The organism is Pseudomonas sp. SDO524_S393 (assembly GCF_054071875.1).
In genome coordinates, this window is sequence record NZ_JBSVVZ010000013.1 from 36,415 (window position 1) to 50,583 (window position 14,169).

Annotated in this window: 12 protein-coding genes; 3 read left to right on the forward strand and 9 right to left on the reverse strand. The window is 60.9% G+C overall.

The window, feature by feature from the left end:
- The first annotated feature begins 74 nt into the window (after positions 1 to 74).
- Complete coding sequence (locus ACW9IB_RS08180) at positions 75 to 3,050, forward strand: amino acid adenylation domain-containing protein (RefSeq protein ID WP_457413142.1); 2,976 nt, start codon at positions 75 to 77, stop codon at positions 3,048 to 3,050.
- A 23-nt stretch (positions 3,051 to 3,073) separates the two neighbouring features.
- Here the strand turns inward: ACW9IB_RS08180 and ACW9IB_RS08185 are convergent, their stop codons facing one another.
- The 5 genes from ACW9IB_RS08185 to ACW9IB_RS08205 all read right to left on the reverse strand — a co-directional run bounded on the left by ACW9IB_RS08185 (position 3,074) and on the right by ACW9IB_RS08205 (position 7,066).
- A complete protein-coding gene (locus tag ACW9IB_RS08185) occupies positions 3,074 to 3,517 on the reverse strand; it encodes a cupin domain-containing protein (protein WP_457363995.1) in 444 nt (147 codons plus the stop codon).
- 90 nt (positions 3,518 to 3,607) lie between these two features.
- Positions 3,608 to 4,873 (reverse strand): NAD(P)/FAD-dependent oxidoreductase, encoded by a 1,266-nt coding sequence (locus ACW9IB_RS08190; protein ID WP_457413144.1) that lies wholly within the window; start codon positions 4,871 to 4,873, stop codon positions 3,608 to 3,610.
- Positions 4,870 to 5,622 (reverse strand): amino acid ABC transporter ATP-binding protein, encoded by a 753-nt coding sequence (locus ACW9IB_RS08195; protein WP_457413147.1) that lies wholly within the window; start codon positions 5,620 to 5,622, stop codon positions 4,870 to 4,872. Before ACW9IB_RS08195 ends, ACW9IB_RS08190 begins: the two co-directional genes overlap by 4 nt.
- Positions 5,619 to 6,287, reverse strand: a complete 669-nt coding sequence (locus tag ACW9IB_RS08200; protein WP_457413149.1) for an amino acid ABC transporter permease — start codon at positions 6,285 to 6,287, stop codon at positions 5,619 to 5,621. The genes ACW9IB_RS08195 and ACW9IB_RS08200 overlap by 4 nt, the downstream gene beginning before the upstream one ends.
- Positions 6,284 to 7,066, reverse strand: coding sequence for an ABC transporter substrate-binding protein (locus tag ACW9IB_RS08205; protein WP_457413150.1), 783 nt, complete (start codon positions 7,064 to 7,066; stop codon positions 6,284 to 6,286). The genes ACW9IB_RS08200 and ACW9IB_RS08205 overlap by 4 nt, the downstream gene beginning before the upstream one ends.
- Before the next feature lie 215 nt (positions 7,067 to 7,281).
- On the opposite strand from ACW9IB_RS08205, the gene ACW9IB_RS08210 reads away from it, so the two are divergent.
- Entirely contained in the window at positions 7,282 to 8,061 is a 780-nt protein-coding gene (locus ACW9IB_RS08210; protein WP_457413152.1) for an IclR family transcriptional regulator, read from the forward strand.
- Between the two features lie 141 nt (positions 8,062 to 8,202).
- Here the strand turns inward: ACW9IB_RS08210 and ACW9IB_RS08215 are convergent, their stop codons facing one another.
- The 4 genes from ACW9IB_RS08215 to ACW9IB_RS08230 form a co-directional block, all read right to left on the reverse strand.
- Positions 8,203 to 8,442, reverse strand: coding sequence for a DUF6124 family protein (locus ACW9IB_RS08215; RefSeq protein ID WP_457413155.1), 240 nt, complete (start codon positions 8,440 to 8,442; stop codon positions 8,203 to 8,205).
- A 523-nt stretch (positions 8,443 to 8,965) separates the two neighbouring features.
- Positions 8,966 to 10,210: a saccharopine dehydrogenase family protein gene (locus tag ACW9IB_RS08220; RefSeq protein ID WP_457413157.1), complete on the reverse strand. Its 1,245-nt coding sequence runs from the start codon at positions 10,208 to 10,210 to the stop codon at positions 8,966 to 8,968.
- 30 nt (positions 10,211 to 10,240) lie between these two features.
- Complete coding sequence (locus ACW9IB_RS08225) at positions 10,241 to 11,338, reverse strand: carboxynorspermidine decarboxylase (protein ID WP_457363988.1); 1,098 nt, start codon at positions 11,336 to 11,338, stop codon at positions 10,241 to 10,243.
- A 433-nt stretch (positions 11,339 to 11,771) separates the two neighbouring features.
- Positions 11,772 to 13,415, reverse strand: coding sequence for a sensor domain-containing diguanylate cyclase (locus tag ACW9IB_RS08230; protein WP_457413159.1), 1,644 nt, complete (start codon positions 13,413 to 13,415; stop codon positions 11,772 to 11,774).
- A 141-nt stretch (positions 13,416 to 13,556) separates the two neighbouring features.
- Here ACW9IB_RS08230 and ACW9IB_RS08235 point away from each other — a divergent pair, with 141 nt between their 5' ends.
- Complete coding sequence (locus ACW9IB_RS08235; protein WP_457413161.1) at positions 13,557 to 14,165, forward strand: LysE family translocator; 609 nt, start codon at positions 13,557 to 13,559, stop codon at positions 14,163 to 14,165.
- The last annotated feature ends 4 nt before the right edge of the window (positions 14,166 to 14,169 follow it).

Genomic DNA, 14,169 nt, shown 5'->3' on the forward strand with positions numbered 1-14,169 from the left:
TGCGAGGAAAAATACGGGGTTCAACGTGCCACGCAGTGTGTTGGCGAGGAGCTATTCGTCAGGAGGATCCTGAAATGTCGCCGCTTACAGTGCTGCACGCGTTTCGCCAGCAGGTCGCTCAAAATCCACAGCATCTGGCAGTCGTAGGCCTTGATCAGCAACTCACCTACGCTGAGCTTGACCGTCAGAGCGGCACCATAGCCGCGCATTTGCAGCGAATGCAGATCGGGCCCGGCGACTTGGTGCTGGTGCAGGCCGAGCGTTCGGTGGCCTTGATCATCGCGCTGCTGTCTGTGCTCAAGACCGGGGCCGCCTATGTGCCGCTCGACCGGGCACTGCCGCAAAACCGCAAGGAGTATATTGCCCGGCAATGTGGCGCCTCCCTGGTGCTTTCAACTCGGTTCGATGATCAGGCCGCGCTGCCCGATTGTCGCCTGCTCTCCGTCGACGAACTATTGGCCACGCCGCAAGCTTCAGTATTTCAGCCGGTCGAGATCACGCCTCGCGATGTGATGTACGTGATTTTTACCTCCGGGACTACCGGGAATCCAAAGGGCGTCGTCATCGAACATCGCTCGGTGATCGAATTGCTGCGGGTACACAACGCCAATCTGGGTATCGGCACGTTCAGCCGTTCCACGTTGATGGCAGCGGTGGGTTTCGATCTGAGCCAGGCGGAAATCTGGTCAAACCTGATCGCGGGTGCGTGCCTGTTTGTGCTCGATGAAGAGTCGCTGCTCAACAGTGCGGCGTTCCTGGCCTTTTGTGTGAACCATCACATCACCCATGCCTTTGTACCGACGTTAAGAATCTACGACGTTGTGAATGCCTCGCAACCGGACGGTCTGAAACTCGAATACCTCTACACCTGCGGGGAGAAACTGCATCCCGTCGCGCTGGAGCATTTGCCTTATCGGCTGGTGGATTGTTATGGCCCCACCGAAACGACGATTTTCGTGACCTCGCACGTCGTGCAGAGCAAACGACTGAAACGGCCTGACACCATCGGGTTTCCCATAGGTGCCTGCAAGGTGTACATCCTCGACGAGCAACAGCAGGAAGTTCCGGCGGGGGGTGTGGGCGAGTTGTGTATCGCCGGCCCTTGCCTGGCACGTGGCTACCTTGGGGCGCCTGAGCTGACTGCGCAGCGTTTCATCCATTCTGAAACCCTTGGTTGCCGCCTGTACCGCAGCGGCGATCAGGCCCGAACGCTGGAGGATGGCAGCCTTCAGTTCCTTGGCCGGCTCGATGGGCAAGTCAAAATACGCGGCTACCGTGTTGAACTCGGCGAGATTGAAGCGCGTTTGCTCAAGGAACCGTCTGTTCGAAGTGCTGCGGTCGTGGTGGTGGACGAGGGGACGCAGGCGGAAAAACGGCTGGTGGCGTTTGTCGTGCCCACCAGTCGAAAACTGCACCCGATGCAGCTGTCAGCCAACCTGCGCCGTAGCCTGGAGGCCGACTTGCCGGATTACATGGTGCCGTTCGAATACGTCTGTCTGGAGGTGTTGCCGAGTAACGCCAATGGCAAGACGGACAAGGTCGCCTTGCTTGAAAGGCTGAAGCATCAGAAACCCGGGTCCCTGGACGTTGAGCGATTTACCGACAAGCATCAGCTTGAGGTTGCACAGGCTTGGTCCGAGCTGCTGGGCCATGCCGAGTTTTCGCCGAACGACAGTTTTCTTGAAGTGGGCGGCCATTCACTGCGTGTTGCGCAGATGGCCCACCTGTTATCCGCTCGCTTCGGGCTGTCGGTGTCCGTTCGCGATGTCTATGAGCATGGCGTGCTCAAAGACCTGGCCGCCGAGCTTGGGCGTCGCACACAGGCAGGTGCGCAAGAGCGGATCCAGCCGGCGAGCGAACTCGAGAAAGACCTGTACCTGGACCCCGACACTGAGTTTTCAGACCATTTTGACGATGCTCAACTCAGTTGTCCCACCCACGTCCTGCTGACCGGCGCGACCGGATTTGTCGGTATCCATCTGCTCAAGGAGTTGCTTGAGACCAGCGAGGCCCTGATCCACTGTCCGATCCGTTGCGACTCACCGGCAGCCGGGCTGGCGCGGCTTCAGCAGATCAGCGAGCGCTATCACGTCCAGATACGGTCCGATGACTGGGCACGCGTGCAGGTTTGTGTCAGTGACTTGGCCAAGGCGAACATGGGGATAGAACCGGCGACCTATGCGTGGCTTTGTAAGGCAATCGACGTGGTTGTGCATTCAGCCAGCGCGGTCAATTTCATCCGGCATTACTCGCACATGAGGGCCGATAACGTCGAAGGCCTCAGGCGTGTCCTGCGTTTTTGCGGCGACGGAAAGACCAAGGCCTTGATGCTGATGTCGACCATCTCGATTTACAGTTGGGGGCACCGTTACACCCACAAGCGCCGTGTGTTCGAGGGTGATTCCATCGATGAAAACCTGCCGGCCATCCGGCACGACTTGGGGTACGTGCAAAGCAAGTGGGTCATGGAAAAGATCGCTGATCTGGCGGCAGCCAAGGGATTGCCTTTGATGACATTCCGTCTGGGATATGCGACTTGTCACAGCCGCACCGGCGCCTGCGCCGAATACCAATGGTGGGGGCGGTTTATCAAGACCTGCCTTGATAAGGGCGCGGTGCCGGACCTGCATCAAATGCGCGAGGGTTTGACCACCGTTGACTACATGTCCCGGGCCGTCGCTCACATTGCCCGTCAACCCGCAGCCTTGGGCAAGAAGTTCAACCTGTGCCAGACCGCGCGCACTGATCTGAGCCTCAAGCAGTTTTGCGCGCGGGTTGGCCGGTATTACGGGCGACGTCTGGCGGTGGTGCCTTACGCACAGTGGGTAGCCTTATGGGAGCACGACCTGGAATCACTGCTTTACCCGCTACTGGGGATGTTCAAGGATGATATGCACCACGGTGAAACCATCCTCGAGCTGTACCAGCGCAACTACGCGTGGGATCGCACCAACACCCGGATGTTTTTACGGGGCAGCGGCATTCACGAGTCCGAATTATCCGGGGAGGTGCTGGCGCGTTATCTGGAGTGGTTGCAGCGCCACGCCTGAAGCGTAACCGCCTCTTTAGAGCGTTACTTCTTCGTGGCCTCCGCATCGTAAATCGCATAAATCTTTTCGTAGCCCTTGGTCTCGAACACTCCCGTCCAGCCTTTGGGAATGGACACCGACTCGCCGGCCTTGACGGTGATCACCTTGCCGTCGGTGGAGGTGAGGGTTACGCCGCCGGCGGTGAAGTACAGGAACTCTTCATACGGCGTGCCTGGCGCGCCCAGTTCTTCGCGCATCGGGCCGGATTTGTACATGCCGGTCTGGAAGGCTTTGTCTGCGGATTCGTGGGTCACCACGTCAACGGTCGGAGCGCCGGCGAAGGTGCCTTTGACCGCGTCGGGGCGCGAGAAGATGCTGCCGCTGACTTGTTCGTGGGACGTCTTGGTGGGGCTGAGCGTGTCAGCCATGGCGACGCCAGTGCACAGCAGCGGGGCGGTCAGGAGGGCGACAGCGAGGGTGTGTTTCATGGTTCTCTTCCTTGGGGCGAGCATTTTGCGGGGAATATTCGCGGGTATAACGTTTCAGCGCCGCTGAATATTCCCTGCAATCGACAATGCCTACAAGGACAGCCGATCCAGCAGGCTGTACCACGCCACGCCGGCACCGATGTAAAAACGCTGCAACCCGTGCATCGGCAGGCGCTGCAACGGGGTCACCGGGTAGGCAAACGTCGGGCGGCTGTCGCACAGCTTGCCAGCCAGTTGCTGGCCCAGGCTGGTGCACAGCGCGATGCCCCGGCCATTGCAGCCCAGCGCCAGGGTGAGCCCAGGTGCGGGCTCGTGCACATGGGGCATGAAGTCCCGTGTGATCGCGATACGCCCGGCCCAGCGGTACTCGAATGCCAACGGCCCCAGCTCGGGAAACAGCAGCGCCAGCGAGCGCTCCAGGTGGGCGAAATCCGTGGGCGAGCCGGGGTCGTTGAACAGCCCGCGCCCGCCCATCAGCAAGCGGCCATGGCTGTCTTTGCGGAAATACAGCAGCAACCTTTGTGCGGTGGAAACGGTTTCCTGTCCCGGCAAAATGCTGTCGGCTGCGCGTCCGCTCAATGGCCGGGTGGCGACGATAAAACTGTTGGCCGCCAGGATACTCTGGGCCATGCCGGGCCATAGGTTGCCGCTGTAGCCATTGGTGGCCAGTACCACTTGATCGGCCCGTACCTGGGCGCCGCCGACGGTGGTCAATTGCCAACCCGAACCCTGGCGCTGCAAGTCGGTCACTGCGCTCTGCCCGTGAATCCGAGCCCCCGCCGCCAACGCCGCACCCACCAACCCACGGGCATACGCCAACGGTTGAATTGCCCCCGCGCGGCCATCCAGCCAACCCCCGGCAAAGGCCGTGCTGCCCATGCGTGAAGCCACGGCGCTGGCGTCCAGGCGCTGCACCGGCACGCCGCGTTTGGCCCATTGATCGGCCCGGGCGTGCAGCCCGGCCACGCCTTTTTGGCTGTACGACACCTGCATCCAGCCTTTGCGTACCGGGGCGCATTCGATGCCGTGCTTGTCGATCAAGTTGAACACCAGGTCTGCCGAATTCGACACCGTGGCAATCAGCGGCTCGGCGCGTTCCGACCCGTACAGGCGCACCAGTTGTTCAGGGTCGTATTTGAGTGTGGGGTTGACCTGCCCGCCATTGCGTCCCGAGGCGCCCCAGCCTGGTTCATTGGCTTCCAGCACACACACGCTCGCGCCGCGCTCGGCCAGGTGCAGCGCGGTGGACAGGCCGGTATAGCCGGCGCCGACGATGGCCACATCCACGTTTATCGATTCGCTCAACGCGGGCGTCGGCACCGCCGCCGGCGCGGTCGCTGACCACAATGACGTCATGACAGGCTCCGCGTATCGCCAGTGGGGTGCAGCACGCGGCGCAGGAAGTCCTGGGTGCGCGGTTGCTGCGGGTTGCCCAGCACTTGCTCGGCCGGGCCGCTTTCGACGATGTAGCCGCCGTGCAGGAAACACACGCGGTCGGCCACTTCGCGGGCGAAGCCCATTTCGTGGGTGACCACGATCATGGTCATGCCTTCATCGGCCAGGGTGCGCATCACCGCCAGCACGTCGCCGACCAACTCCGGGTCGAGGGCCGAGGTCGGTTCGTCGAACAGCATGGCTTCGGGTTTCATCGCCAGGGCGCGGGCAATGGCCACGCGTTGCTGCTGGCCGCCGGAGAGTTGTTCCGGGTAGGCGTCGGCCTTGGCGCTCAAACCGACTTTTTCCAGCAGCACCAAGGCTTCTTCGCGAGCTTGCCTGGGCGACTCGCCTTTGACGTACACCGGGCCTTCCATGACGTTTTCCAGCACCGTGCGGTGTGGGAACAGGTTGAAGCGCTGGAACACCATGCCCATGTGGCTGCGCAGGGCATGCACGCTCTTGCTGGCGCGCTGCACCGTTTCGCCGAACGCGGTGATGCTGCCACCGTCGTAGGCTTCCAGCGCATTGATGCAGCGCAGCAGGGTGGACTTGCCCGAGCCCGAGGGGCCGATCAGACACACCACCTCGCCTTTGGCCACGTCGAGGTCGACGCCATGCAGCACGCGGTGGCTGCCGTAATGTTTTTGCAGTTGGCGAATCTCGATCATGCTTTTTTCCTCCGGCCCAGGTGCTGCTCCATGCGGCGCAGGGCATACACCAGCGGCAGGCTCATCAACAGGTAGAGCAGGGCGACCAGGGTGTAGACGGTCATGTTCTGGAAGGTCGACGAGGCGATCAGTTGGCCCTGGCGGGTCATCTCGGCCACGGTGATGGTCGACACCAGGGACGAGTCCTTGAGCATCATCACCAGGGTGTTGCCGTAGGGCGGCAGGGCGATGCGAAACGCCTGGGGCAGGATCACCCGGCGCATCATCAGTACCGAGCGCATGCCCAGGGCCTCGGCGGCTTCGCGCTGGCCCTGTTCGACGGCGATGATGCCGGTGCGAAAGTTCTCGGCCTGGTACGCCGAATAAGCGATGCCCATGCCGATCACACCGGCATAAAACGCGGTGAGGTGCACGCCCATGTCCGGCAGCACGAAGTAGATGTAGAACAACTGCACGATGATCGGCAGGCCACGGATCACATTGATGATGGTGCTGGCCACCCACGACAACGCACGGATCGGCGACAGCTTGAGCAACGCCAGCACCAGGCCGATGGCACTGCTGAGCAGGAACGACAGCACGGTGATCTGGATCGTCACCCAGGCGCCTTGCAGCAAAATAGGCAGGAAGTCCTGGGCGTTTTGCAGGAACTCACTCAGGTTCATGGGCGCACCTGGGCATCGAGCCCCCATTTCTTGAGGATGCTGTCCAGGGTGCCGTCGGCCTTGATGCTGGCGATGGCGCTGTTCAGGCGTTCCAGGGTTTGCGTGTCGCCCTTGCGCACCACCAGGCACACTTCGCCGACGTTGGCGGGCTTGTAGTCAGGGGCAAGCTTCACGCCTTTGAACAGCTTCTGGCGAATCTGGTACGCCACCACCGGCTGGTCGCCCACGGCGGCCTTGATACGCCCCAGCGACAGGTCGCGAACCATCTCGCCGATGGAGTCGTAGGTGCGGATTTCCTTGAAGATGCCGAGCTTGTTGAGCTGGTCATAAAAGATGGTGCCGGCCTGCACACCGACCACTTGGTCTTTCAACGGCGTGAGATCCGGGTAGGCGGCGTTGTCGTCGGCGTTGACGATCAGCCCTTCACCGTAGGCATACACCGGGGAGCTGAAGTCGACGACTTTGGTGCGCTCTTCGGTCTTGAGCATGCCGGCCGAAATGAAATCCAGCTTGCCGGAGGTGAGGGAGGGGATCAGCGCGGCGAAATTGGTCTGCTCGATCTGGCTGGTGAAGCCGCCGGCCTTGCCCACGGCCTCGGCCACGTCGACCATTACACCCTGGATGCTGTTGCTCTTGATGTCGAGGAAGGTGAACGGCGAACCACTGGCCGTTGCACCGACTTTGTACGAAGACGCACCCTCGGCGTGCACGGCAGTGGCACACAGCGTGGCGCACAGGGCGAAGGCAAGGCGGCGAAACAAGGGCGAAAGACTGTTCATCGGGTTACTCCAGAAGGAAAACGGAAAGTCAGTAGCGCAAGCGGCTGCGGATGAAACCGCAAGCTCTGTGCCATTGCGATTGATGTGAATCGTATATCGCTATAGAAAATCGACAAAATGAACCATTCGTATCGATATGCGATATTTTGTGGCCTGTTTTTGTGATTTGCGGTAGAAATATCGCCACGCTTGATCGACCTGACCGCGAGTCCGCCATGTCTGAAGAACGCAACAGTCTGCACAACCAATCCCTGGAAAAAGGCCTGTCGGTGCTCAAGGCATTCAGCGCACAGCGCCGCAGCATGAGCCTTGCAGAGGTGGCCGAGGCCGCGGGCATGACCAAAAGCTCGGCCCAGCGCATGGTGTTTACCCTCGAAAGCCTGGGTTACCTTCGGAAACACCCGCGCACACGGCATTACCAACTCACCCCGCATGTGCTGGAACTGGGCTTCAGTTACCTGGATGCGCATTCGTTGATCGAGGTGGCCAACCCGTTCCTGTCGGAGTTGACGAGGTTGACAGGCGAGACCTCGTGCCTGACCGAGCCGGCGGGCTATGACATGACTTACATCGCACGTTTCGTCAGCTCGGGGTTTGTGCCGGTACACATGCCGATCGGCTCGCGGGTGCCGATGTACTGCACCGCATCAGGCCGGGCGTATCTGAGCGCGTTGCCGCAGGAGGAGGCGCTGGTATTGATCGAGCACAGCCAACGGGTTACCCATACCAGCCAGACGCTGACGGAAGTCGACAGGATTCTGGAGTCATTGCAACTGGTGCGCGAGCAGGGTTATGCGGTGAACGGCCAGGAGCTGTTTCTCGGTGACATGACCATTGGCGCGCCCGTACTTGGCGCCAATGGTCGGCCAGTGGCGGCGGTGCACGTGGTAGCGCCGACGAGCCGGTGGACCCGGGCGGATGCAGAGAAGCAATTGGCGCCGGCGTTGTTGCAGTGCTCAAGAGCGTTGAGCAATTCAGCTCGTAACCTGGAATAACAGGCACTGATATTTAAATGTGGGAGCTGGCTTGCCTGCGATGGCGCTCTTTCAGTACCGGATGTGTTGGCTGACACACCGTCATCGCAGGCAAGCCAGCTCCCACAGTTGAGTTTCATTGGGCTTGAGATTGTTGTTCGCTCAGGCCGCCGGGCAAGTCTGATCCAACGCCTTGTCCACCAACAGTTGCACACCTTCAAGCATGCGGCAGATACCCAGCGCCACATTGCGTTGAGCACCCTCGACTTCAAAGGCGAGATGGGCGGCGATGTCGTTGAGGCAGGCCAGGTCTTGCGTGGCATTGGCCAGCAGGGTTTCGGTGCCCAGGTCAGGGCGGACAGTGAAAAGGGTTGCGGGGGGATTTGGACTGTCTTTGATCATGGTGGAACTCCGTCGACAAGTGGAGCCGCCAGCGTTCGCGGTCAAACGAAGAGGGTGGCAGCTGTACGCGGGTTGACCGACCGGTTGTCAACGAACCCGGCATACCCGAAGGTATCCCGCGCACAACTGCCGCAACACAATACCTCAGGCACAAAAAAACGCCTAAGACGGGTGCAGGGCGTAGCAGTTCGTTAACAAGGTCGGACGGTCAAATCCGGCCGCTGAATGGGCGGCGACGGCGAGGAGGTTAGCCAGTGAAGTTCCCAGGGACAACCTGAAAGCCTTGTGGGAAATCTCTGAGCACAGCAAGCGCCGTATACCACTGTGCTAGAGCACCACAAATCCCATGTGGGAGCTGGCTTGCCTGCGATAGCGGTGTGTCAGCCAGTACATCCGGTCCTGGGAGGCCGCCTTCGCAGGCAAGCCAGCTCCCACATTTGACCTCATTGGTCGTGAGGGCTGTGTTTTCCCCAAACAAAAAATGCGCCCCTGAGGGCGCATTTTTTTGGTCCGCTATCGCCTATCAGGCAGTCGCATCCCACGCACGATCACCGTGCTCGTCCTTGATACGGGTCGGCAGGCCCATCACATCCAGCGCCTTGAGGAACGGCTCGGCCGGCAGTTCCTCGACGTTGACCATGCGCGACACATCCCACTCGCCACGGGCAACCAGCAGCGCAGCGGCCACGGGTGGAACGCCTGCGGTGTAGGAAATGCCCTGGCTGTCGGTCTCGGCGAAGGCTTCTTCGTGGTCGGCCACGTTGTAGATGAACACCTCGCGCGGCTGGCCGTTCTTGGTGCCCTTGACCAGGTCGCCGATGCAGGTCTTGCCGGTGTAGCCCGGGGCCAGTGAAGACGGGTCGGGCAGCACGGCCTTGACCACTTTCAACGGCACCACGTCCAGGCCCTCGGCGGTCTTGACCGGTTTTTCGGAGAGCAGGCCGAGGTTGTTCAGCACGGTGAACACATTGATGTAGTGCTCGCCGAAGCTCATCCAGAAACGCACGTTGGGCACGTCGAGGTTTTTCGACAGCGAGTGCACTTCATCGTGGCCGGTAAGGTAGAGATTCTGCGAACCGACCACCGGCAGGTCATCGGTGCGCTTGACTTCGAACATGGTGTTGCTGGTCCACTGGCTGTTCTGCCAGCTCCACACCTGCCCGGTAAATTCGCGGAAGTTGATTTCCGGATCGAAATTGGTGGCGAAATATTTGCCATGGGAGCCGGCATTGACGTCGAGAATGTCGATCGAATCAATGCGGTCGAAATGCTGTTGTGCTGCCAGCGCGGCATACGCGTTGACCACACCCGGGTCGAAGCCCACGCCAAGGATGGCCGTGATGTTCTTCTGCTTGCACTCTTCCAGGTGGTTCCATTCGTAGTTGCCGTACCACGGCGGGGTCTCGCAGACCTTGCCCGGCTCTTCGTGGATGGCGGTGTCGAGGTACGCAACGCCTGTGTCGATGCAGGCCCGCAGGACCGACATGTTGAGGAACGCGGAACCCACGTTGATGACGATCTGCGATTCGGTCTCGCGGATCAGGGCCTTGGTCGCTTCCACGTCCAGGGCGTTCAGCGTGTAGGCCTTGATGTCGGCGGGAACTTTAAAGGCTCCCTTGGCCTTGACGCTGTCGATGATGGCCTGGCATTTGGAGATGTTGCGCGACGCGATAGCAATACGACCGAGTTCGTCGTTGTGCTGCGCGCACTTGTGGGCCACCACCTTGGCGACACCTCCTGCACCAATGATAAGAACGTTCTTTTTCAATTGCTTTATCTCTCCTTTATCTGGCCGGCCTCAGGACAGGCTGGACAGGTAGTCTTCGTAACCAAATTCACGAACCACCTCGACAGTACCGTCGAGTTGTTTCACTACGATGGACGGCATTTTCAGGCCGTTGAACCAGTTTTTCTTGACCATGGTGTAGCCTGCGGTGTCGATGAACGACAGCCGATCGCCGATGGCCAGCGGACGATCGAATTGATATTCGCCGAAGATGTCCCCGGCCAGGCAGGATTTGCCGCACACCATATAGGTGTGTTCGCCATCGCTCGGCGCCAGCTTGGCGTTGAGGCGATAGATCAGCAGGTCCAGCAAGTGGGCTTCGATGGAGCTGTCTACCACGGCGAGGTTCTTGCCGTTGTAGAGGGTGTCGAGCACGGTCACTTCCAGGGAGGCGCTGTTGGTGATCGCCGCTTCGCCGGGTTCCAGGTAGACCTGCACGCCGTACTTTTCGGAGAACGCCTTCAAGCGGGCGCAGAACGCGTCCACCGCATAGTCTTCACCGGTGAAGTGGATGCCGCCGCCGAGGCTGACCCACTGGACCTTGTGCAGCAGCGCGCCGAAGCGTTCTTCAATCACGCCAAGCATTTTGTCGAACAGGCTGAAGTCGCCGTTCTCGCAGTTGTTGTGGAACATGAAGCCGGAAATCTGATCGATCACGCCTTCGATCTTCACCGGGTCCCATTCGCCCAGACGGCTGAACGGGCGCGCCGGGTCGGCCAGCAGGTAGTCGGAACTGCTCACCTGCGGGTTCACGCGCAGGCCGCGGGTCTTGCCTTCGCTGCGTTCGGCAAAACGCTGCAACTGGCTGATGGAGTTGAAGATGATCTTGTCGCAGTTATCCAGCATCTCTTCGATTTCATCGTCGGCCCAGGCCACGCTGTAGGCGTGCGCCTCGCCTTCGAACTTCTGGCGGCCGAGCTTGAGCTCATACAGCGAGGACGAGGTGGTGCCGTCCATGTATTGCTGCATCAGGTCGAACACCGACCAGGTGGCAAAGCACTTGAGCGCCAGCAGAGCCTTGGCGCCGGAGTGTTCGCGCACGTAGGCAATCTTCTGCATGTTGACCAGAAGCTTCTGTTTATCGATGAGGTAATACGGCGTTTTGATCATTTTTGAGAGCCTGCGGCGGTGCCTGCCAAAAAAGGACACGCATTGTGCCCGCACTTGGATCGAATCGAAAGGTTAGTGGGCGGATTTTGCTGCCCGGAGTTCGATGCTATCTGCTGAGTATGACTATTGATCGCTCTCAGCGCAGGACAAGCCTGCTCACCACAGTGGTTGTGTGTTGAGCCAGAGGGCGTTGCCGGGGCAATAGACTTTGCGTCAAAACACCAGCCGTCCCACACTCGCCAACAACCACGCCAGGCTGCCGATGCCGAGCAAAGTGAATACAAGCGCTGCGAGGTGTGCCAGCAGAACCGTCAATGGATGCATGGACAGGCTTCCCGGGTCGATGAGGAAGCCTGATTATGGAAAGCGGCGGCGGTCCGATACAGACGCCGGCGGATATTTCAGTGATAAGCAAAACCCCGGGGTCGTGTTTTTACGCGACCCGGTTCCTGCCCGCACCCTTGGCCTGGTACAGCTGCATGTCGGCGCGTTTGAGCAGCGCCGAGGAGTCGCGGTCCGACGGTTGGGCGACGCCCACGCCGATGCTTACGGTGACGTGCCCCACGGTGGGGAATGACGCCGCGGCGACGGCGGCGCGGATTTTTTCGGCGACCACTTCGGGGCTGTCCGGTTCTTCGACTTCGGGCAGCAGCACCGCGAATTCTTCACCGCCGTAACGGGCGACGAAGTCGGTGGCGCGGGTGGTGTTTTCGATCAGCGCGGCGAGTTGGCACAGCACGTCGTCACCGACGGCGTGACCGTAGGTGTCGTTGATCCGCTTGAAGTAGTCGGCATCGATCAGCAACAGCGCAAACGTACGGCCGGTGCGCTGAAACAGCAGGCTGTTCTCGGCGAGTTTTTCATCGAAGCGACGACGGTTGTAGACCCCGGTCAGGGCGTCGTGAGTGGCCAGTTTCAACAGCTCGGCATTGGCGCGGGTGAGGTCGGCGGTGCGTTGGGCCACAGTGGCTTCCAGGGAGGCGTTGGCCTCTTGCAGCTCGCGCTCCTTGGTGAGCAGCGACTGGGTCATGCTGCTGATGGACTGGCCCAACTGGGCAATTTCCCATACTGCATGTTCCTGGGGAAACACCGCCCCGGGCTTTTGTTCCTGCACCTGTTTGGCAGACCGGGCCAACCGCTCGATGGGCTTGCTCAGGGTCAGCGCCAGGTAGTACGCCACCAGGGTAAAGACGATGGCAGCCAGCACGCCCAGTACCAGCAGTTTGTACAGCAGCCCTCGCGCCGATTGCAGGGCAATGTCCAGCGGCTGGCGCACCACGATGTACCAGGCAAGGTTGGCATTGGACGGGCTCGGCACCGCCACCGAGGCGCTGACGTAGCCGTCGCCGGTGGACCAGCCGGAAGGTGTGTCGAGGCTGTCCTTGGGCATTTGCTGGCCGGCCAGCACCTCGGGGTAGAGCACCCTGCCATCGAAGTCGATGATCAGCGCTTCCAGGTTGGGCGCGGCATCTTTTTGCATCACGGCGGCTTTGACGATCTGCGTGACCCAGCTCCAGTGCGCATGGGCGCCCAGCACGCCGATGATCTCGCCCTTGGCATTGCGGATCGGCGCGGCGAAGTCGATGAAACGCAGCGGCTCGCCATTGGCCGCGCCGGGCAGCAGCTTGGCCAGCAACACTGCCTCATGGGGATCGCCGGTGTATTCGCCGCGCAATCCGGCCTGGAACCACGGGCGTTGTTGCACCGACTGGTTGACCAGCAGGCCGTTCACCGCCTGGCGCACGCGACCCTCGGCGTCGGCTACGCCCATCCAGGCGTATTCGGCGCGCGACTGGGTGCGCAATTGCATCAGGGTCATGATGTCGGGCGCGTCGAGGTTGCCCTGGCGAAACAGCGGCGCCTTGCTCAGCAGCGAGACTTCCAACTGGCGTTCACGCAGTTGCACCGCCAGTAGGGCCGCGCTGGAACGCGCGGTGTTGAGCAGGGCATTGCCGCTCGCCTGCTTGGCCTGTTCCGTGGCGATATGCCCTACATAAAACCCCACGATCAACAGCGTGAGCAACGACACACCGGCAAACCACAAGGTCAAGTGACTACGCAGACTGGCTTTGATCATGGGGCACTATCTGAGGCTGTGATGCATGACATGGTAGGCGTAATGTCACGCGCGTTGCCAGCCACGGCGACCACAAACGTACAAGAATGCCCGGGACCCGCCTCAGTAGACTCGCTGCACTTCTTCTACAGCAGGTCAGCCATGGACATCTTCCTCTACGCGTTCAGCGTCATGTACAGCCCGGGCCCAGTCAACTTCATGGGCCTCAATGCCGGGCTCACCGGCAAGTTCCGTCGTTCCACCGGGTTCTTCATCGGCGTCGGCTGCGCGATGCTGGTGTTGTTCGTGCTGTTCGGCTACACCGGCGAGGCGATCGTTTCCCAGGCGGCGTTGCCTTACATCTCCCTGGTGGGAGGGCTGTACACCCTGTACCTCGCCTACCAGGTGTTCACCGCCCGCACGGTGGTGGATGAGACTGCTTCCACCACACCCACCCAGAGCCTTACCTTCTGGAACGGCCTGGTCATCCAGTTGCTCAACCCCAAGGGCATCATGGCGGTGCTGCCGATCACCAGCGTGATGCTGCCGGCGGCGCATATCACCGGAGCGTCCATCGCCGGGGTTTCCGCCTTGTTGGCGCTCGGTGCCTTCGGCGCGCCGTGGGTCTATGCGTTGTTGGGCGCGTTGCTCGGACGGCGCATCACCGGGCAGTCGGCGTTCACCCTGTTCAACCGCTGCATGGGCTTGGCACTGGCCGGATGCGCGTATTTCATGTTTCACGCGTTCTATGTGCATCTGACGGCAACGTGAGCGA